At 51.9% G+C, this 20,119-nt stretch carries 15 protein-coding genes; all 15 read right to left on the bottom strand.

What is annotated here, in order from left to right:
• Nucleotides 1–7: 7 nt before the first annotated feature.
• Nucleotides 8–1,396 (bottom strand): ATP-binding protein, encoded by a 1,389-nt coding sequence (locus VFS25_RS13890; protein WP_326462757.1) that lies wholly within the window; start codon nt 1,394–1,396, stop codon nt 8–10.
• 114 nt (nt 1,397–1,510) lie between these two features.
• The gene (locus VFS25_RS13885; RefSeq protein ID WP_326462756.1) at nt 1,511–2,899 is read right to left on the bottom strand and encodes a contractile injection system tape measure protein; all 1,389 of its coding nucleotides are present in this window, start codon (nt 2,897–2,899) and stop codon (nt 1,511–1,513) included.
• Nucleotides 2,900–3,038: 139 nt separating this feature from the next.
• Nucleotides 3,039–6,563: a hypothetical protein gene (locus tag VFS25_RS13880; protein WP_326462755.1), complete on the bottom strand. Its 3,525-nt coding sequence runs from the start codon at nt 6,561–6,563 to the stop codon at nt 3,039–3,041.
• Between the two features lie 25 nt (nt 6,564–6,588).
• Nucleotides 6,589–11,202, bottom strand: coding sequence for a hypothetical protein (locus tag VFS25_RS13875; protein ID WP_326462754.1), 4,614 nt, complete (start codon nt 11,200–11,202; stop codon nt 6,589–6,591).
• 60 nt (nt 11,203–11,262) lie between these two features.
• Nucleotides 11,263–11,691 carry a GPW/gp25 family protein gene (locus VFS25_RS13870; RefSeq protein ID WP_326462753.1) on the bottom strand — a complete coding sequence of 143 codons (429 nt, stop codon included), beginning with the start codon at nt 11,689–11,691 and terminating at the stop codon, nt 11,263–11,265.
• A 31-nt stretch (nt 11,692–11,722) separates the two neighbouring features.
• Complete coding sequence (locus tag VFS25_RS13865) at nt 11,723–12,016, bottom strand: PAAR domain-containing protein (protein ID WP_326462752.1); 294 nt, start codon at nt 12,014–12,016, stop codon at nt 11,723–11,725.
• A gap of 120 nt (nt 12,017–12,136) precedes the next feature.
• Nucleotides 12,137–13,783, bottom strand: a complete 1,647-nt coding sequence (gene vgrG, locus VFS25_RS13860) for a type VI secretion system tip protein VgrG (protein WP_326462751.1) — start codon at nt 13,781–13,783, stop codon at nt 12,137–12,139.
• A 4-nt stretch (nt 13,784–13,787) separates the two neighbouring features.
• Nucleotides 13,788–14,495: a hypothetical protein gene (locus VFS25_RS13855; protein ID WP_326462750.1), complete on the bottom strand. Its 708-nt coding sequence runs from the start codon at nt 14,493–14,495 to the stop codon at nt 13,788–13,790.
• The gene (locus tag VFS25_RS13850; RefSeq protein WP_326462749.1) at nt 14,495–14,668 is read right to left on the bottom strand and encodes a DUF5908 family protein; all 174 of its coding nucleotides are present in this window, start codon (nt 14,666–14,668) and stop codon (nt 14,495–14,497) included. The genes VFS25_RS13855 and VFS25_RS13850 overlap by 1 nt, the downstream gene beginning before the upstream one ends.
• 47 nt (nt 14,669–14,715) lie before the next feature.
• Nucleotides 14,716–15,204 carry a phage tail protein gene (locus tag VFS25_RS13845; RefSeq protein WP_326462748.1) on the bottom strand — a complete coding sequence of 163 codons (489 nt, stop codon included), beginning with the start codon at nt 15,202–15,204 and terminating at the stop codon, nt 14,716–14,718.
• 3 nt (nt 15,205–15,207) lie between these two features.
• Nucleotides 15,208–15,639, bottom strand: a complete 432-nt coding sequence (locus tag VFS25_RS13840) for a phage tail protein (protein WP_326462747.1) — start codon at nt 15,637–15,639, stop codon at nt 15,208–15,210.
• Between the two features lie 52 nt (nt 15,640–15,691).
• Complete coding sequence (locus VFS25_RS13835) at nt 15,692–17,134, bottom strand: phage tail sheath family protein (RefSeq protein WP_326462746.1); 1,443 nt, start codon at nt 17,132–17,134, stop codon at nt 15,692–15,694.
• A gap of 11 nt (nt 17,135–17,145) precedes the next feature.
• Nucleotides 17,146–18,333, bottom strand: coding sequence for a hypothetical protein (locus VFS25_RS13830; protein WP_326462745.1), 1,188 nt, complete (start codon nt 18,331–18,333; stop codon nt 17,146–17,148).
• Between the two features lie 12 nt (nt 18,334–18,345).
• Nucleotides 18,346–18,960 carry a DUF4255 domain-containing protein gene (locus VFS25_RS13825; protein WP_326462744.1) on the bottom strand — a complete coding sequence of 205 codons (615 nt, stop codon included), beginning with the start codon at nt 18,958–18,960 and terminating at the stop codon, nt 18,346–18,348.
• A gap of 618 nt (nt 18,961–19,578) precedes the next feature.
• Nucleotides 19,579–20,119, bottom strand: a 541-nt coding sequence (locus VFS25_RS13820) for a beta-ketoacyl-[acyl-carrier-protein] synthase family protein (RefSeq protein WP_414647737.1), incomplete at its 5' end; no start/stop codon positions are given.

Raw genomic sequence — 20,119 nt, 5'->3', positions numbered from 1 at the left:
TTTGTATTTAAATGGTTTTACCCTCTTTTTTAAATTCCTTGCGGATGCCCTGCAGCAGGTCGTCTACCAGTATATGGCTGCTGTTGCGGTTCAACGCCATTAAGGAGGCATACTGCACCACGTTCATAATAGCGCCGCCCGACAGCTCATACTGCTGCGCAATACGTTCCAGCTCCGCGACGCCCGGCGGCTGGCATTGCCTGCTGAATGCGTTGTGCCACAGCCGCAGCCTTTCCCTTGGGCGGGGCGCCTGAAAATGTATAATTGCCTGCAGGCGGCGGGTAAATGCTTCGTCCACATTATTGCGCATGTTGGAGGCCAGTATTACCAGGCCCCGGTAGTCCTCCAGCCGCTGCAGCAGGTACGCTATTTCCTGGTTGGCGTATTTATCATGCGAGTCGGATATGGTGGTGCGTTTGCCAAACAAGGCATCTGCTTCGTCAAAGAATAATATCCAGTTTTTGTTCTCTGCTTTTTTAAACACCTTCTCCAGGTTCTTTTCTGTTTCGCCAATGTATTTGGAGATCACCATGGAAAGATCCACACGGTACACATCCAGGTTATACAGCTTGCCCAGCAGGGAGGCGGTTAATGTTTTGCCGGTGCCGGGCGGGCCGTGGAACAGCACTTTGTAGCCGGGTTTCAGCTTTTTGCTCATGCCCCAGTCGTCATACAGCCGGGCGCCGTGCTGTACCCATATGCGCAGCTCATCCAGCTGCTGCGCGGTAAATTCATCCACCACCAGGTCGGTCCAGTTCAGCGAAGTGCTGAGCCGCCTGGCCGGAAACTCCATGCTGAAGGCGGGCTTGCGGAACTGGCCTGTGGTAAAGAAATCAACATACTCCTCTGAAATGCTCACAGGGCTGCTGTAAAAGGGCTCATTGCCCGGTGGGGGGTCAATGGTAATAATCTGGTGGGCAGAGAAAATGTGCTCCGGTTCAAACAGCTTTTGCAGGCGGAAACGGTGGGCCAGGTCATTACCGGCCAGCAGGAACAGGGCCGTTTCTATAGTGGGTAAAAAGCCGCTGTGCCTTGCGCCTTTAATGCCGCCGAACTCCGTATGCCCACGGCCGGAGGCTTTGTTGATGCTAAAGAAAACATCCAGCAAATGCGGCTGCACGTGCGGGATAAGGGTTAGCATCAGCAGCAGGCGCTCATCGCGCGTTAGCTTATAATAGCTTACAAATTCCGCGTACACAGAGTGGTCGTTCACCAGGTCAGGGGGCGTAGTATCTTCCGGTGAAGCGCCGGCTGTTTCCTTATTGAAGTACCCGCTCAAACGCGCATTCACTACCGCAGCAAACCAGGTGATCTCTGCCGAGAGGCTGGCTGCATTCTGATCTAAGCGGTTTACCGTGGTTAGCGGTCCTTCCATCACTGTTGCGCCGTTGGTCATATGATTAAGTTATTGGCTGTTAGCTATTGGCCTCTAGCTCTTAACTTTTAGTTGCGGTGGTTAAGACAGCTGTTGGCTTTTAGCGCATAGCCGCTGGTTGTGATTGTTTGGTAATTACCATTCCACGAATATCAAATACCCGTTCCAGGGCAGGCTGATGGTGGAAAAGCCCCAGGGAATGCTGTCCAGCAGCACATCCAGGGTTTTTTGTTCTACCTGCAGCCGCCAGTTGTTTTCCTGGCGCGAGAGGATGCCGTCCCTTTTCAGGAAGGTTTCCCGCAGCCCGTTCACGGAGGTATTTTTCAGCATTTTCCAGTGTCCGATAATGCTTTCCAGTAAAAGCTTGCTTTCACTGATCTCCTTTTCCGTGAGCATTATATCCAGCGGTATGGGCTCATCCAGGGGCAGGCCGCAGCAGATTTTTTCCATTACCAGGCTGTATTCCGGCGCCTGCTGTTGCCCGGTGCACAGGTATTTTAGCAGGTGCACGGCGCGGTAGCAGGCGGCTTTGTGCTGCCACCCTTTGCCGGTCCACAGCTCAAGGGTGGTAAAAAAGGGGCGCAGGAATGCTGCCAGCAGTATTACACCTGCGTGCCGCACCGCGTATCGTTCATCCGCTGCTGGTGTGCTGTATGCTGTTTGCAGCAATACTTCCGCTGCAGGGGGAACCGCTTTTGCCGCTGCTGCGGCTTCCGGTAATTGCAAGCCCTTTGCCGCCGCCAGCGCAGGCAGTAAAGCTGTTACTATGCTGCTTTGCTGCTCCGGCGTAACAATTAAAAGTGTTGCCACACTGCTGGTGAACACCTGCCAGGCTGCATTTTTATCTGCAGGCGCGCTTTGCAGCAGGGGCGCATTTTCCAGCAGTATGTCCGTTAGCTTTCCAGGCGCGGCAACTGCAGGCGGCGGCGTAAGCTGCCGGCCAATGGCCTGCTGCCATTCCTGTATAAGCATTTGGGCATTGACCAGCGCAGGCAGAAGGGTTATCAGCTGTGCTTTTACGGTATTCGTGAACTGCAGCGTTAAGCGTTGCCACAGGTGCGGATGGTTACGCTGGCTTTGTAAAAAGCTTTGCAGGGCGGCCGGCTGCTCCTTTATTAGCTGCAGTGTTGTTTCCTGCAGGTCCAGCGCTGTTTCATCCACCCACCAGGGCAATGTGCCATTTAACAGGAAGTACTGCCACATTTCCATGTTGGAAAGCTGCCTGGCCTGCTGCCGCTGCGCCTGTGAAATGCCTGCCAGCTTTTGCCGGAATGCCTGCTCAAACTTTGCCAGGAACACCTCACTGAACTGTGCGCCAAAACCATGAGGACTGAATGCGCCCAGGTCTATTTCCAGCTTATCTATACGCAGCTGTTCAGCGTCATCTACATATTTCGTGCACACCCGGTCCACCACTTCCATGATCTGCTCCTGGTAAGTGAGGGAGAAGTTATAGCGCAGGTTCAGCGCCAGCTCTTCATCCGGGCAGCTAACTTCAAACTGTAGTTTATTGATAAGGTGCATTATGCAGTTTATTATTGTTTAGCCGGTACATCATACTTCATATACCCCCGTTACTACTAATTATCAACGGTACCGGCTCATAGTAAGACCGCCTTTCTCTCATTATGAATTATTAATTCTTCATTCTTAATTCTTCATGCTACTGCTTCCCGTTCCTCACCTCATCGGCCGTGCCTTTGCTGCAATCATCCTTACATTCTCCGCAGGGCTGCAGGGTGTTCAGCACGTCTACCAGCGGATTTACCTTTTCAAAGCCGGGCATTTCTGTTTGCGACATTTCCAGCAGCCAGTCGTAATACACTTTTTCAAAGCGCTGCATTTCACTAATGCCTACCCATACCACGCGCGTATATACATGCGCGGGGGACTCCGTTTGTACCGTTTTTTCCACCAGGTTGCGGAAAGTGGCGTCGCGGAAGCGTTTGGGCCAGCAGGGAAATATGGCGGTGGCGCGGAAAGAGTAGGGGTCTTCGTTATTATCGCAAGGGTCGGCGGCACAGTACAGGTCCAGCTGGAAGCTGAAATAAGCGATCAGCTGCGCAATCTCTTTTTCAATATCATCCGGCACGTCCGGTGCGCCGGGCTGCTTTGATTGCTTGTTAAAGATAAAGCTGCTTTGCGCCAGCACAATGTCTTTATCGCCATGTATGATAAAGCTGTATTTGAGTTTTGCCGGATCTTCCTCCCCGTTTGATACAATGGTGTAGTTCACCCGCTCAGAGCCGTATTCCTGCAGGTCTTTTACCCGCTTGGCCAGGTTTTCGTAACGGCGGAATTTTAATGATACAGGCGCGGTACCGTCTGCAAAGGCTTCCTGGAAAAGGAACGACTGGTCACCGATGGCGGGGTTTGCGTTCTTACGGATGTATTCCAGCACCCAGGGCAGGTTATCAAAACACTTTTCAGCAGGTATGCGGTATACCCGTTTGCGGTAAGGCGGCACATCGGTGTTTTGGCCCAGGCCTATGCCCAGGTCGCACTGGTCTAAACAAATGTCCAGCATACCAACGGGAATAGCATTGCCGGCTTCATCCAGGGCGCCATCAAACTTAGGACGCAGCAGCAGGTGCTCAACCAGGTGCAAACCTTCATTGTTATTCAGCTCGTCCATTATGTACTGCAGGCGTTTGAAAGCTTTTTCGCGGTCTTCCTGTTTATCAAATTTTTCGCCAGTGGCAATGGCTATGGCGGTTTCGGGGTCAGGGCCATCCCACAGCTCATACCAGAAAGTGCCTATTTGCCCGGCTGATTTACGGCTGCGCTGCCGCAGCTCATCATGGAATTGGAAGTTATGCCGGTCATCGGCAAACTCCAGCAGCTCGCTGATAAGCGACTCCGTACAGCAGCCGTCTGCTACCTCAATACTGGTGAGCAGCACGGTTTCTTTATTTTCAGGGTCAACCAGCTTGATGGTGTTTACATGCTGGCCTTTCTTATTCTTTTTCCAAACGGGCGCTTTTGTTTTTTCATCAGTTTCCATTACCGGTTCTACTATCACATAATCAGGCGCCAGTGTTCTGCGTTTTGCATTGCGGAAGCCCAGCAGGCGGCTTACCCGCCGTTCTGTTCCCGAAACATTCGAAGTGTCCCATATGTCGTTTTGCGCATAGTTATAGCCAATACCCCGGTTAGTGCTGATCTGGTAATACTCACCGTCTTTGAGTATGCGCACTTTATCCTGTATCATCCGCTCCTTTATTTTATAGGGCGTAAGCCAGGCGCTGATCTGCTCATACTCGCTGAGGTCTTCGCTAAAGCGCGCCAGCATATGATCCAGGAAGCGGTTGCGCCTGTCCTGGAATATTTTGGGTGTTTCTACCAGGTTCCGGATCACATGGGTGAACTCTTTTAATACCTGCTCCCAGGTATTGGGCGCGCCGTGGTCTACGATCAGGTCTTTAAGATTTTCCAGCTCCGTGAGCGCGCGGGTGAAATAGGTATGCTTTACCGTGTCATCAAAAGTAAACAGGTCGCGCAGGTGGTTAAGCTGCACCAGGTAATCAGCCAGCAGCTGCTCAAAGAACAGCATATAGCCCCTGAGCTGCAGTGCCTGTGCCTGCCGGGTTTCATCGGCGCCCGGTGGCAGGCCGGCGCGGTCGCTAACGCCGTAGCACATAGGCAGGGAGTAGGTTACGGGATAGTAATCTTCCAGGTCCATGTTCTCTCCCGCAGGTATGGGCAGGTCGGTTGTATGGCCTTCCAGCTTGTATTTGCGTTCCAGCACCTTCAGGTCGTTGAACAGCTTCAGCATCCTTTCGGGCCGGCGGTCGGCGCTGCGGCCGGTGTAGTAGGTTACCAGCTCACGTTCCTTGCAGAAAATGATCTGCGAGCCGGCAGGCTGTATACGGGCTACCTTCCGCTGCTCGCGCAGGTAGTTAAGCCACTGGTAAAAGAAATTTTTATCTGCTGCCGCGTCGCCGGTATCGCCATTGGAAAGGTGCAGGTAGGTGATGGCTTTAATGCCTTTAATGTCGGCTATTTCGTTGATGATGTCCGACAGGCGGATGTCGCGGAAAAAGTCGGTGGCTTCCAGCTCAACATCGTCAATAAAGCCGTGCCGCAGGGCAGGACCTTCAAATATTTCATCTATGAGGTAGCCCTTTTCCTGCATTTGCGCAATGGTATGGAAAGGCACGGAAGGGGTAAAGTATTTGTAGATGATGAAGAACACCTGCGCCAGCACCTGGTCGGGGTCTGCATATTCTTCCAGGGCTATGGATGCCATAATGCCAAAGTCTTCATACTCCACGCCGTTAATGCTCAGGAAATCTTCGCACAGGTTGCGGTGGGCGCTCAGGCGGTCCAGCACCAGCTGCCGTACTTCTTCGCGCTGGTCGGCCTGCAGCACATCTTCCTCATATTCTATCATCACGTTATACAATCCTTCAAACTCAACGATCTTGGAAGGCAATACGGTGTTGTTGGGTGAAAGGTAAACCAGCATGGTGTTCAACGCAGCAACCTTACGCTGTATATCCTGCACCTGCTGCTGCAGCTGCTCTCTTTCGGCGATCAGCGCGGCCTTTTTGGTGGGATCAATGTCCGGCATGTTTATCTGCGTGGTAAGGTCGGTGATCTTTGTTCCCAGTGCGGCTTGGCTGGCGCTTAGTTTTTGCAGGGTAGCATTGATCTCTTCTGTTTTTTTGCCGCGGTAGGCGTTCACCTGTTCGGTGCTCAGCGACTCCAGCCCGAGCTTGCCGTAGCAGATCTTTTCATGCGCGTCGTCGCAATCGCAGCCAGGTTCGTCGCGCAGCTCCACATCGTTATAATCTATCCATACCGGTACTTCATAATCTTTGCTGGGCTCTATCCAGGCATTGCGCACGCCTTTAATGTCAATCACCAGCTTGCGGTAGTCGTTAATGGTAAGGGCGCTGTTATGCAGTATTTGCCGGGCGGTATAAAAGATCTGTTTCCAGGTGTTGCTGTTCAGCTGTTCCGGCGCCAGCAGGTCTTTCATGTCAAAGTCCGTACGGTATGAGAGGTCTGTGATGGCATAACAAACCGCTTCCAGTATGGTGATGCCGGGGTCCGAGTTATTGTAATCCGTCCAAATATCGCTGCCCAGCTTTGCTATGTATTGTATGCCTTTGTCGCGCAGCGCGGGATAGTCTTCTGCAGGCAGCAGCGGATTGGATTTTATTAATGTTACTGGCTCTTGCATGTTCGGCTTAATTTATGGGGATGGATCATTTGGGGTTCTTCTTATCTGTTTTTTTGGTGGCTTTTTTAGCGCCGGTCAGCTTCAGCGGGGCGGCAGGCGTTTTTTCAGGCGCCGGCTGACCGGCCGGCTTGCCGGCAGTATCTGCTGCTCCTTTATCTGCTGCTGATGTTGTGGTACTCTCCGCTGCTGTTTTATCAGCTGCAGGTGTAGCAGCGGTTGTTTTGTCTGTGGCGGCTGTTCCTTTATCCGTTGCGGTTTTGTTTGCCGGTGCAGCTGTTCCTGTACTACCTGTTGCTTTTTCTGCCGCCGTTTTATCCGCCGTTGGCTGACCTGTGGCAGGCGTTGTTTTTTCTACTGCGGCATTCGTGCCGGTTGTTGGTACAGCGGGCGTACCGGTAGCCTGCGGCCTTTCCGGCGCCGGCTCCGTGGCCTGCGGTATGCGCGGTACACCGGCTACAGGGCCGGGAACCAGTACCTGTGCGGCGGCTCTTTGTTCGCAGCGCGAAGGTTTCACCGGCTCCTCATAAGGCACAATAATATGCCTGGGTACCGATACCAGTATGGAACGCGGGGTAGATGGCTGCGCTACCACCACGCCAATAAAGTTCAGCTGGTCCTGCAGCAGCTGCTCCACATCATTGCAGCCGGTCAGGCGGTCCAGCACATCCGGCATGTCATTATCATCACTGTTATCATCATTGCCGTTGGGGTTGTCTGCTGTTGGAGGGCAGCATTCATCCTTACATACAAACAGCAGGAAATCGGTAATAAAATCTACGTATGGCCTTTCTTCAATAAAATTCACGATAGAGGAAGCATATATCTTTTGCCCGAACTGCACATCGGCATTTTCATCAAAAGCCCACGGGGTAAGGAAATGTACCAGCTCTTCATTCAGCTTTTTCAGGTAATAGCCTTTATCGGTACCCGATACAAATTTTACGCGGAAGAAGGTAAGCACCTGTTCGTACAGCGGGTTACGCGCCCTGATCTGCACAAAAGGAGTGCTTCTTTTTTTAAGATAGTCCTCAATTTCCAGCAGGGTGCGGCGGCTGGTTTTGGGCTGCAGCGGGTTAATGGCATTGCGGTTCTTCAGGTTGGCAATAGCCACCAGCAGCACATGGCCCGGCGCTATTTGCGGTCCGCAGCAGGTGGTTTGCTGCTGGCCGTTTGCATTTGGCGCCGTTGCATGTTCCCGGCATAAGCAATTGGGATCTGTATACGGTATGCATTTTACTTTGTAGATGCCGGGGAAACGGTTCAGCACCAGGTGTTCGTAATCCCAGGCATTAATGGCGCGGCCTTTATGGCGCAGCCGTTCGCTTACACGGGTATAAAAAGTTTGGCCCACCTCTGCATGCTTACCGTCAAAAGAGGCAAAGGGCTGCTGCACTTTGCTCACCTCCGCCACTTTTACAGACAGGCCGCTGATGCTGCCCGCAGGTAATGCATTGTCAAAGTGCGAGGGGTCGTTGCCGTTATTATCAAAAACAGCTTCCACCGCCTGCGCTACCACATCCACCAGCATGGGGAAACGGTCGGCATGGCCGGTTACGCTGGCGCAGAACCAGTGCAGGCCGCCGGTAATAATCGTATTGTTGTTCGTGGCGTCTTCCGGCACATCTATTTTTATAATGCCGGTGGTCTGAAAGTCATAGGTGCCGTCAAACACAATGGCTTCGCCGTTCAGCGGGCGCCATTCGTTGTTGCTCAGGTACGACCAGTGCACGGGCGGCGGGTCATTTTCCTCATCCTGCGCCGTGCCTTCCGCAAACTGGAACAGGAGCGAGAGGGTTTGCAGGGGCTGCACTTTTTCCAGCCCAATGAACAGCATACCAGCTTCCTGTATGGTGCCCGAGTATTGGTTCAGCTGTGCACCGGTGTCAATACCGCTGGCGTTTAGCAGCAGTTTGGCCAGGTACCGGTCGCTGGCGTCGCGGGCCTGCGCTTTGGCTGTTGCCTTATCTTTTGCAACGGCGGCCGGCTGGCCGCTGGCATCCAGTGTAGTGCTGGTAGCTAAACCAGCGGAGGTATCTACTGTGCCGTTATCCTCCGTGTCCTGTGTGTACTGGCTGTAAGGGCTTTCCCATGTGAACTGCGGCAGCAGCGCGCCCTTTGCATCTACCAGCAGGTCGGCGGTTTTACGGCCCAGCCGGGAGGGCAGGTTCCTGATGGGAACCACCACGTTTTCGAGGTGGGCAAATGATCTCACCTGGTTAATGCCCGTTGCAAGGTCTATTTCCGCCGCGCCAAAAGGATAAACATGGAAAACCTGGTCTGTGCCTGCTTCCAGGGCTGCCAGCTCTGAGTAATAGCTCAGCGAAACTTCTTTGATCTTAAAGTAGGAAGCATAGGAAACAGCATCCTGGAAAAACGTTTGGCTATTGGGATCTATAAAGAACTGGTTTTCTATCTGTATAAAACCTTTTACTGTTCTGCCGTTTTCCCATTCCGTGGGATAGGCCAGGGGAGGCCGCGGCAGGTCTATTTCTGTAGAGGGTACATTATCCCCGTTGCCGCCGGTATACAGTATATCATAGGTAAGCTCCTGCTCATTAAAGGTGCTGCGTCCCCACTGTTTGGTTGTAAGGTATTGCCACTGGCGGTTCTGCAGCACGCTCACCTTGTAATCAACCGTACGTTCATTGATGTCGGTTAACGCATCGCTGCTGTTTACATGGCGTATGTTCACAGACAGCTCTTTCAGCGGTTTGTTGAACACTTCATTGCTGCCAATGTAAAAAGTGCTGCCGGTTTTAGGGTAGGCGGTAAACGGATCAAATGGCTTGCCGGGTGTAAGCAGGCCATCGTCGTTCTGCAGGGTTAGCACCTTTAAGCCGTCGAAGTTGGCAAAGCTGTCTTTCTGGAAGGCAGCTGCTGCTATACCAATAATGGGATAATCGTTGAACGAGCCTACTCTTACGGCAATGGACAAATCGGCGTAGCTTAGGTTCCTGTAGCGTGCAGCAGAAAGGTTGATCTCCGGCCCCACCATTACCTGCATAACAGGGAATGCCGTATTGTACGTGCGACCCGGGTGCAGTTTCGCATCAAAAGGAATAATGCCTTTTTCCGCGATGGGTAAAAATACCTGTATGGTGTTGGGTACAGCCGTATCTAAATAGTAGCAGGCGCCCAGGTTTTCATCATTTGTGAAAAACTCGTTGGCATACAGCTTTGTAAACTGCGCGGTGGTAATGGGGGTATCTATCTTCAGCCAGCCTTCTTCTGCGGTAAACCATATTTCTACGCCGCCGCCTGCAAACAGCTCGGCAATGCCTGCGCTGCGCAGGGTTACCAGGCGGTTGCCCCCCTGCATTACCAGCTGCGGCGATGCAATGGCAAATCCAATGGCGGTTTCATTGCGGGTGTTCAGCTCATCGTTAATAATGTCCAGCGCTTCGCAAATGTTTTTAGGACTGCCGGGGTGATTGCTGCCTTTGCCAAAGGTGGGCCACTTGGGGTAAGGATCGGTGAACGCGGTGCCGTAGCCGTCCTGTGAGTTGGCTACCGGCCGGGCATACATGGCGTGGATGGTTTTATCATCTTCAGCGGCTTCCAGGGGCAGTTTTTCAATGAACAGCGTTTTCAGCTCTTTTACTTTGGCCTGGTTTACTACCAGCGGATCAGCGGTTTTGTACACCTGGTCCTTACCGGCGGCATCTTTGCCCGCATCCAGCGCAGTGCCGGGCTCCAGGTCGTAGCTGGCCACATCTTTTGCCAGCTCGAATATTACAAAAGCGCGGTCGGGGAGCGCCGGTTTTTCTGTGAGCTGCAATACCTCCCGGTAGTAAAAGTCCAGCATACGGCCGGTAAGCGTATTCATTTGCTCCTGCGCCAGGCGAAACAGCTGCAGGAAGGCAATGAACAGCGCCATGTGCGGCTGATGCGCGGGGTATTGTTCCATGGCATATTGCAGGTAGCTTTCCGAACGCTCTACCAGCTGGCTTATTACGCCATAGAAGCTCAGGAAAATGGCGTCTACGAACAGGGCCGCATAACGGATCTTATCTTCCGGGGTGCTGCCTTCGTATATGCTGATGTCTGCATCCACCGCGTCATTGATCTTCCATACGTCATCGTTCTCAATAGGGGAGAAGTCCAGCGTAAAGCTGTTCTTGGCATCTACCAGCTTAAACCCCTCTTCATAGGCGATCATCTTTTTCACCTGCTCCTGCAGGGTTGACTGGATAGCCAGCGTAAGATCGGCATACAAAGGGTTTTGGGGGATGGCCAGCGAATACCAGCGGTCAAGCCTGGCCAGCATACCCAAAATGGGATCAAAAAGGTTGGCATAGGTATTACCGTTAGGCTGCAGGTCCAGCCGGGCGCGGTTCTCGTCATAGTCCTTTTTTATCTGTGCAAGGTCTATGGTGCCAATGGATGCGGCTATAACCGCCATATCATGCCGGAAAAACTCGCGCCAGCTTACCTGTGCGGCCGGCGTATCATCTTCTACCTGGCTGGCGGGAATATCGTAAAACCGTATTTGTGCGGCATATCTTTTGGCAAATACCAGCAGGTCTTCAAAACTGCGATCATCCACCGGCGCATAACCGGGGTCCAGCGCTTTCAGGTACCGGCCCAGCTGACCGGATCCATCGCGGTTAATAGTGGTATGACAATGACAATTGCTCATCTGAACGTCATAATTAGTTTGATTGATGAATAGTGTTGCCAAACAATGTTCGGCCCTGTGTTATACAGGCTTCACCGTTTCAATGTTCGTAGCCTCATTGATATAGAAGGGGAATACGTAATTGTAACGGGTATTGGTAGTAATAATGCTGTATTCAATGTTGATCTCCAGCCGTCCTTCTGCCTGGAATGGGGTAGAGGTAAGGTTCTCCACAATGATCCGGGGCTCATGGTAAATGAGCGCTTCCCGCACTATCTTTTCTATCATGGCAATGGTAGGCACATTCAGCGGATCAAACACGTGGGGCTGGAGGTTACAGCCAAAGGTGGGCAGCATTACCCGCTCGCTGGTAATGGTAGAGAGGATGATGTGTATGCTGCTGCGCACATCAGCTTCCTCTTTCAGCATTTCAGGGCCGTACCATTCCCTGCGGAAGGTGGGGGGAAAGCTCCAGCCTGTTCCTAAAAATGATCTGTCGGTATTTTGCATGACGTTGTGGTTAGTTGTGATTAATGAAATATCAGCCGCCAATGATCACCGATGGAAAACCGGCTGCTATTGTGCCGCCATGTGCGGTCATATCGCCCTGCCGCGCGGCCTGCTTTCCGCCGATCAGCACAGAGCTGGATCCTTTGGTAATGCTGTCCGGCGGGCCGGCGCATACACATTGGGTGCCTACTACTGCGGCAGGCTGACCGCCGATCAGTACTGTTGGTACGCCTGCCGGCATAATGGGACCGCCCGTATGCGGATTGCCATTGGGATTTGCCATGGGGCAGGTGTGGTTATCGCTTACTCTTGCTGCTGCGGGCATGATCTTAATTACGAATTGTCAATTACGAATTAGGAATTTTTTAATCGTACCGGTGTTTTCTTGCTTCTTAAGCGCCTCATACACCCACCGCCCTTATTATTAATTATTCATTCTTCATTATTAATTGATCTTAACCTGCGTTCCTTTTATCACCACATTCCCGGTGCCGGCCTGTATGGTAATGCCGGATGAATCCATCTTAATCGTATTCTGGTGGTCATCTTTCAGCTCAATGGCGCTGGAATCGTTGTTGATGGTCAGCGACTTTTCGCTGCTGCCTGCAGGCACCCGCAGGGTCATACGCTTGTTGGTATCGTCAAAAATGAGCTTAATGCCTTCTTTGGTTACAAACCCGTACTGCAGCGAGCCGTCCTGCTCGGGCAGCGGGGATTGCTTGTTGCTTTTGCTGTGCAGGTAACCTACTATTACCGGCTCGCGGGGATCGTCGTTCAAAAAGCCCAGCACCACTTCATCGCTTACCTGCGGTCGAAAGTACACGCCCCGGTTAGCGCCGGCGTCCAGGGTGGCTACACGCGCCCAAATGCCTTCGTTGCTGCTGGTGATGGAAGGAATGTGCACCTTAACGCGGTACTGGCCGCCGCCTTCTTTATCATCCAGGTCCACCACGGTGCCTATCTGCAGCCCGTTTACGCCGGGCAGCAATCCCGCGGCTGGTTTATCCATTACATCTTCTTTTTTATAAAACCATTCTTCACGCCAGCCGAATTGTATATCTGTTTGCCAGTTGCCTTCAAAGTGATGCAGCACGCCGGTTACAAACACATTGCCGTTAAAGCGGTCGCCTACGCCGGCCAGGGTGATCATGGTGCCCGGCTTTACCGCGGCATTGCCTTCCACCCGCACGCGGCCAATGGCTTTGGACAGGCGGCTGCGCAGCGCATAAGCGTCTGACCAGTCCTGCAGCTGCTGTTGGGTTAAGTGCCCGTTATGTACCAGCTGTACCTGCGCGCCCAACACGGTGCCCAGGTCATTGGAGGTAATGTTGCCGTTCTCCGTAAAGGTGGCAGTACCTGCGCCGGAGGTTTCGGGCTCCTGTTTTGTATAGTCCCACGACCGGCTGGTTACGCTTTGCAGCTGCCGGCGGGCATCCATTTCGCCTTCAAACTCCCAGATGTTATCGCCAAAGGTGGCGGTGAGCACGGGGGTGGAAGCGGTGTCCGGCTTTTTTACGATCAGCTGCCCGTCGTCGGTAAGCACCAGCATGCTGTTGGCTTCGGCGCGGGTAACAATAAAGTCCCAGTCGCTCGTATCAAACTGCACCAGCTGTGTGTGCGGGGTGTTGGTGGGGGCTACCGTTGGCTGCAGGCCGCCGCTCCTGGCCAGGTTCGTGATTACCTCACTGTCTTTTTTATTAAGGTGGTAGGCGTTCTTGCGGGCTGCTGCCAGCTTTATGGCTTTGTCTTTTGCTTCTATCAGCAGCAGGGTGCCCTGCTGGCTTACTTTGATGGCATGTTTTACAATAACGCCTTCAAACACGGTGTCGGCTTCGCCTTCATAGCCCAGCTGCACACGGATTTCGCTGCCCGGCTTAAACTTATCGTCGTTGCTGAGTGGGAAGTTGCGTTCGCTGGCAGAGCCGTCGGCAAACACCAGGCGCGCATAGGCAATTTTGTTGAAGGATTTATTAACGGTGATCTGTGCCAGCTGTATTTCGTTGCTGAGCACCGTGCCGTTGATAAACACCTTGCGGGTAATGGTATACCGGGTGGGCTGTGTGCCGGGGGGTAAACTGTCTAATACGCCCATATGCTTACTGGGTTTGAGTTTTACGGGAACCGTTGTTACTGTCTATTGGCGGAAACTTCAGCTGGGTGCCGGCCTGCAGCTTCCTGAAGTTCTTAAGCTTGTTCACCTTTGCTACCTGCAGGTAATAAAGCTGGTTATTATAGATCTCGTTGGTGAGCACCGGCAGCAGCTCGCCTTCAGTTACGGTTTTATAATGCGTAAGGTCGGGCGATGACAGCATGCCTAAAATATCGCTCAGCGTTGGTACGGTATGCTCCGTAAACGAAGCGCTGATCTTTGCCCTGATGGGCAGGCCGGTAAAATCAAACAGGCTGTAGGTAACATTGGAGCTGTTTAATGCGCAGGTGCAGATAAAAAGGCCGTACTGCACCAGCAGGAACGCCGGTTTGTGCAGGGCGCCTCTCACACCTGTAGTGGCGGCGCGGAACAGCGCTACCTGCGCAGTAACCGGTATCTTTACACCATTGGTGTTAACGCCGGTGCCGTCAATAATAAATTCCAGCGTAAAGGTGCGGGGCTTGGTGCCTTTATATTTGAGGTTGGCGCCCTGGGCGCCGGGCGGGCAGTTCGCCAGCCAGTCCACATCCTCATGAATGGTAAAATTCTCAGGGTTAAACATGGCAATAAAAGGAATGCCGATGGGAAACCCTGTATCATTTATGGGAATGATCTTGAGATTAAAGGGCAGCTTTGCCAGGCTTTGATCGTCCATTATCTTTCTTTTTTCTCCCGAAGGATCTCCAGAATTTTTTCCGCCAGCTCGTTATCGCGGTCGCCGGCTGTGGCAGGGGGGCAGTCCGGCGGGTTGGTGCTTCCCTTGCTGCGGGTGTCGGGCCGTGGGTCTACCACTGCCTTTATAATTACTTCGTTGATCTGTACGGCCATATTGCAATGTTTAAGGCTGTGTTCCGCATTTTTACTTTTTACTTCCGTTATTTAAGCACCGTATTTTGCACGGGCTGCCGTTCAAAATACTGGTACGCCAGCTCTATTGTTTCCACCAGGATGGTGTTCTCTGTTGCGCGCAGGTCGGCTGTGCTCCACTTCACCGGGTAGGCCTGTACCACTTTCCACACGGCCACCTGGGCATCTGATTCATCCAGTAAAGTAATCAGCAGGTCAGCCGGTTTAAAGTCGTAGATCACAACGGTGAAGTAAGTACGAAGCGCATCCTGCAGCCATTGCAGCAGCACCGTGCTGGTAAGCAGGCCCCGCTTCAGCACCAGGTTGGGGTACTTGGCCCTTTTGGGCAGCTTGTACACAAAACGGTTTTCACCGCCTTCCCGCAGCTCTTCGGTTTCTACTTCAAACGAAAGGCCGCTGACTTCCTGGAAGCGTTGTTCGGTATCGCTATCTGCTCCGCCCACGCCTAAAAATTCAACGCGGAAATGAAACCCCGTTGGTGGATAATACGCCGACATTGTTTAGGCGGTTTTGAGTGTGATGCCTTCATGCGCCAGGTCTACAGACTCTATGGCAATATCATTCCCCGAAGCTTTCAGGCCCGGGCCTTCGCATTTCACCGGCCATGCCTGTGCTACGCTCCATACAAATACCGGCGCGCCTTCGTCATTCAGCAGCGTTATCACCAGGTCGCGGCGTTCTACATTGGGCTGTCCGCTGTTGTTAAGCCAGTTGTACAGCTCAAGGTTGTCTGCTACCATGCCTTTTTTCAGGGTAATATTGCCAGCCTTTTTCAGCCCCGGCCTTTTCAGGGGCAGGGTGGTGCCGGACATTAAGCCGTCGCGGTACTCTATTGCCTGTACCTCCTGCGATAAGCCGCTTACTTCAGAAAAACCTATATTTTCTCCACCCCAGGATACGCTGAAATGGAAAACCGTTAATGGGTATGCCATTGTATAAAGAATTTAATTTTTAGTAATGGTTAAATAAATGTTGCCGGCCGTATTAAGCGCTTTGCATGATCTGTATAAACTGCAGGATAATAAATTCACCAGGTCTTGCAACCGCCATCCTGATCTCAATGATCATGCGGCCTTCCAGGATGTCTACGGCATTCATGGTTTTGCCCAGCCCTACGTTCACCTGGTAGGCCAGCTCCGGCTTAGGCCCGGCCAGCGCGCCATCCCGCCATTTCAGGAACAGGTAGCTTTCTATCATGGCCTGTACTTTGGTCCAGGTGCTGGCGGTATTCGGCTCAAACACTACCCAGTTGGTGGATTTCTTGATAGACTCTTCCACTACGCTGAAGAAGCGGCGTACGTTAATGTACTTCCAGTCGTTGCTGTTGCCGTCCAGCGTTCTGCCGCCCATTACCACGGTGCCAAAACCAGGCATGCTTAAAATGGCGTTTACAGATTTGCCGCTGGTGGCGTTAATGTTCAGGCTATCATGCTCCTGCCTGGAAATAGTGATCAGCGGTTTTACCACATCCACCAGGCCCACATTGGCCGGGGCTTTCCATACACCGCGGTCGCGGTCAACCCGTGCATATACGCCGGCAATGGCAGTAGAGGGAGGCAGGGCAATGGTGTATTTGCCATACTCGGCCTGTATGGCGTTATACAGCACAGAGGCGCTGGCTTTCAGGGCCGACAGCGGGCCTTCCTTATTATCGGCGCCGGTGGCATCCACACCGTTTATTTTATGATCATTCAGCTGCAGGTTGTCAAAATCAAATTCGTAAGCATAGGCGGTGCGCACCCAGGGGTAGTATACAGCTGCAAAACGGGTACTGTCGCCTACGGGTATTGAGGCAATGGTTACATCTACATCCGCCTGTATAGAAGTGGGTGTTTTGGGAACAGTGGTGGCTTTGGTATCAAGCACGGCAAAGCGGTCTTTCAGCGTGGAAGCCTGGTCTATCATTTTGGAGTTAATGCTCTGGAACTCTGCATCAGATGCCAGGAACACCGCTTCGGGCACTGCCAGTATAGTGGGCACATCTTCCAGCGCCACCATATCCAGCCCGGCTTCCAGGTCGGCTTTGGCAGGCGCCATCGTGTAATCGCCAACAGATACAATGTAGCATTTACCGCCGCCGTTGGCAAAGAACAGCTTTACGGCATGGTAAAGAATGTGTTTACGCAGGTTAGCTGCATTAGGGGTAACAGTTACCTTGTAACCGGTGGTTACAGTGCCCGTGCGTTGCTCATCCACCGCAATCGTAATATTGGCGCCGTCTTCTTTTTCAGGACCGCCAAAGTAAGTTACATATTCGCTCCAGCTGCTGATAGGAGTAGGTACTTTCAGCAGGTCGCCGGGCGACAGTGAATCGGCTTTTTGTGTATACCCTACAAATGCGGGAACCGCAGATTCAACTTCTGCAATGGACGGTGGAAAGGAGGCTATTTCTTCTACATAAACACCTGGGGAACGGTAAGTTGCCATTTTTTTAAAAGTTAAAGTGTTAGAAAAATGTCGGAGTAAATGAATGGGGCGTTAGCGGTATCAATGGTGCCGGTGGCAGGGTAGGGCAGGTTCGCCTTTACCACGGCTTCTTTGGCCGGGTCACCAATATATTTTTTAAGCGTAAGGCTTAATGTATCATGGGTGGTGCTGGAGGCGGAATAATAATTTTCCTGCAGGGCCAGCGCGTTGTCCGATACCATTTCAATGATGGTATCTGTGGCGGTGGTCCGGTGGAAATGCACATTGGTATCATTGGTTACAATATTTAGCTGGTTCAGGAAAGCTGCTTTGTCGGCAGGGTTCATGCCCGCCATTTCCAGGAACAGCGGGCTGTTAGGCTGCAGCTGCAGGGTGTACCGCCATATGGTGGGGCGGTTTACAAAACGCAGCTTATACTGCGGGCGCCCGGGCGTAAGGGAGCGGTCGGCCTCAATAACGCGGTAATTGGCGTCCAACAGGGGCGACAGCGCTATTTCAACCACGCCGAATAAAGGACCGTAGGAGATATTGCCGGGATAATAAAATTCGTCCTGCAGCACATGGTTGATCCATAGCTGGCAAACACCCGATGGCAATGGCGTAAGGTCAAAGAACACATCGGATGCGCCGGATTGTGTAATAATATTTTTTTCGGCAATGCCGGCGCCTGTAAGCAAATGTTTAACAGCAGCGGTGCCGGGTGCTACGGGCGTAGGGCTATGGAACGTATAGGCGGCGCTGCTGGTTTTAATGCTGTCTGCCTCCGCCGCGCCGGTAGCGGCTTTTGCCAGGTGCAGGTTGTTGCGCGGCGCAGCCGCATCGGCTACGCTGTTGCTGAAGTAGTAAATATTTTCTGCACCGGCTTGTACCGGCAGGTCGTTAAAGTTCAGCAGCTCGGGATTTTTCAGCAGCAGCAAAAAGGTAAGCTTACCGGCCTTTTTGGCCGCAAAGCGCAGCAGCTCATTGCCGCCCGCTGTAGTGCCGGAAACGCTGGCCAGCACGGTAAAGCCGCCGGTAGCGGGGGTGGGCTTAAACAGCAGGTCCATGCTGCTCATAATGTCCCGGCATTCCGGTGTAGGCGTAAACGTTATATCCGTAACAGGATCGGTTTTGTATTGCTTACATACCTTGTTCTGGTAGAACAATTGTTCTACAAACAGGGTAAACAGTTCGGTGTATTTTACCTGTATGCCATTCATACATAACAAGTATTAGTTCTCTTTAAAATTGAGCGCGGTAATGCCCGGGGCTTTATCCTTGCCTTTGGTGTCGAATACAGTCAGCATATTCATTTTATATACCAGGCTGGGAAAGTATTTACCGCCCAGCATGGCCCATAAATTATTCTGCTGCTCAAAAGAAAGGTTGTATAGTTTAAAGGTGAGCCGTTCAATCAGCTGCCAGGGTTTGTTAACGGGGTCTGTAACGCTGGCGTTCAACGCGGGATAATGTTGCTGGTCAAACACGGGGTTGGCCTGGAAAAAGCCCGCTACATCGGAAAGGTCGCGCAGCGCTGTTTCATAATGCCCGTTGTGCGCAATAAACAATATCAGCAGGTTCAGCTCTACCGGCGGGTTTAGCCGCGTATACTGCTTATCATCCGTAGGCACATAATAGGGGCGCTTGCCTTCGCGGCGTTCTTCTTCCACACCTGCCATCATAATGGTAACATGGGTGGTATCGGTTACATTCAGTTCTCCGGTGGGCTTAATAAGCGGTTTTAGGTCCACTATGTTGCCGGGGCTGTAGTTGGCGGGGTCTTGCTCCCGTTCTGCAATATAAGCCTCCAGCTCTTTTTTGATAAATTCCAGTGAGGTGCGGATCATTTAGTCATTGGGATTAATAGTCAACAGATACCAGCGGTGGTTAACTGGACAAAAGCATAACACGATCTGAAACGTATGTGAGATCAATTTATCCCTTGGGGGAGGATAAAAATAATAAGGATCATATAGCCATTGCTACACAGCAAAACCTTGGGGAATAACGAAAAATAAAACCTGGCTGATAATAAAAACCGGACGAGTGATTTTTGGAGTAAACAATTTTTTTCTAAAACAAAAAATCTGATTCTTTTGGAGTTTAACCGCTGCACAACAGTTTCAACAGCACAGTAGCAATATTACAACAATTTTTGAAAACTACAATTTTTGATAAATTTTTTTTCGCCGCGGAAAAATAAATTCAGGCAAACATACTTTGATAATGAAGCGCTACAGGATAAAGGTTTGTTTTACTACGCATTTTATTCTACTATGTAACGCACCGTCAGTTAACCGGCAGCAGGGGTATGCGATACCTCCTGAACAGCAAGGCCGGCCCAAAGAATGTAAAATCCTAAATGTAACATGTAAAAGTAAAACTTAGCCAGCGGCGTGCTGTAAATGGTTTCGCGGCATTTTACTTTTACATGTTACATGCTTCCAGGTCAGCCTTAAAGTAAATTAAGCCAGCTCCTTGAACACTACAATACCGTTATGGCCGCCAAAACCAAACGTATTGCTCATGGCTACTTTCACCTTTTTTTCAATAGCCTGTCCGGTAACAATCTGTATGCCCGCCGGTATAGCAGGGTCCAGCTGCGTGGTGTTGATAGTAGGCGGTATAATACCGTGCTGAATGCTTAACGCGCATGCAATGGCTTCAATAGCGCCGGCTGCGCCCAGCAAATGGCCTGTCATGGATTTTGTTGCGCTTACGTGCAGCTGTACCGGTTGTGTGCCAAACAGGCGGCTGATAGCAGCTATCTCGCTCAGGTCCCCTACCGGGGTAGAGGTGGCATGCGCATTCAGGTAATCTACCTGCGCGGCATTTAAACCGGCATCTTCCAAAGCAAGCTGCATGGCGCGGAAAGCGCCCAGGCCTTCAGGGTGTGTGGCCGTCATATGAAAGGCGTCTGCCGTCATTGCTGCACCGGCTACTTCTGCATAAATATGCGCGCCTCTTGCTTTTGCATGTTCATATTCTTCCAGTACCAGCGCGCCC

Source organism: Chitinophaga sp., assembly GCF_035761305.1.
Lineage (GTDB): Bacteria > Bacteroidota > Bacteroidia > Chitinophagales > Chitinophagaceae > Chitinophaga.
The sequence above is the reverse complement of the archived record's forward strand: the minus strand, read 5'-3'. Positions and strand labels throughout refer to the sequence as shown.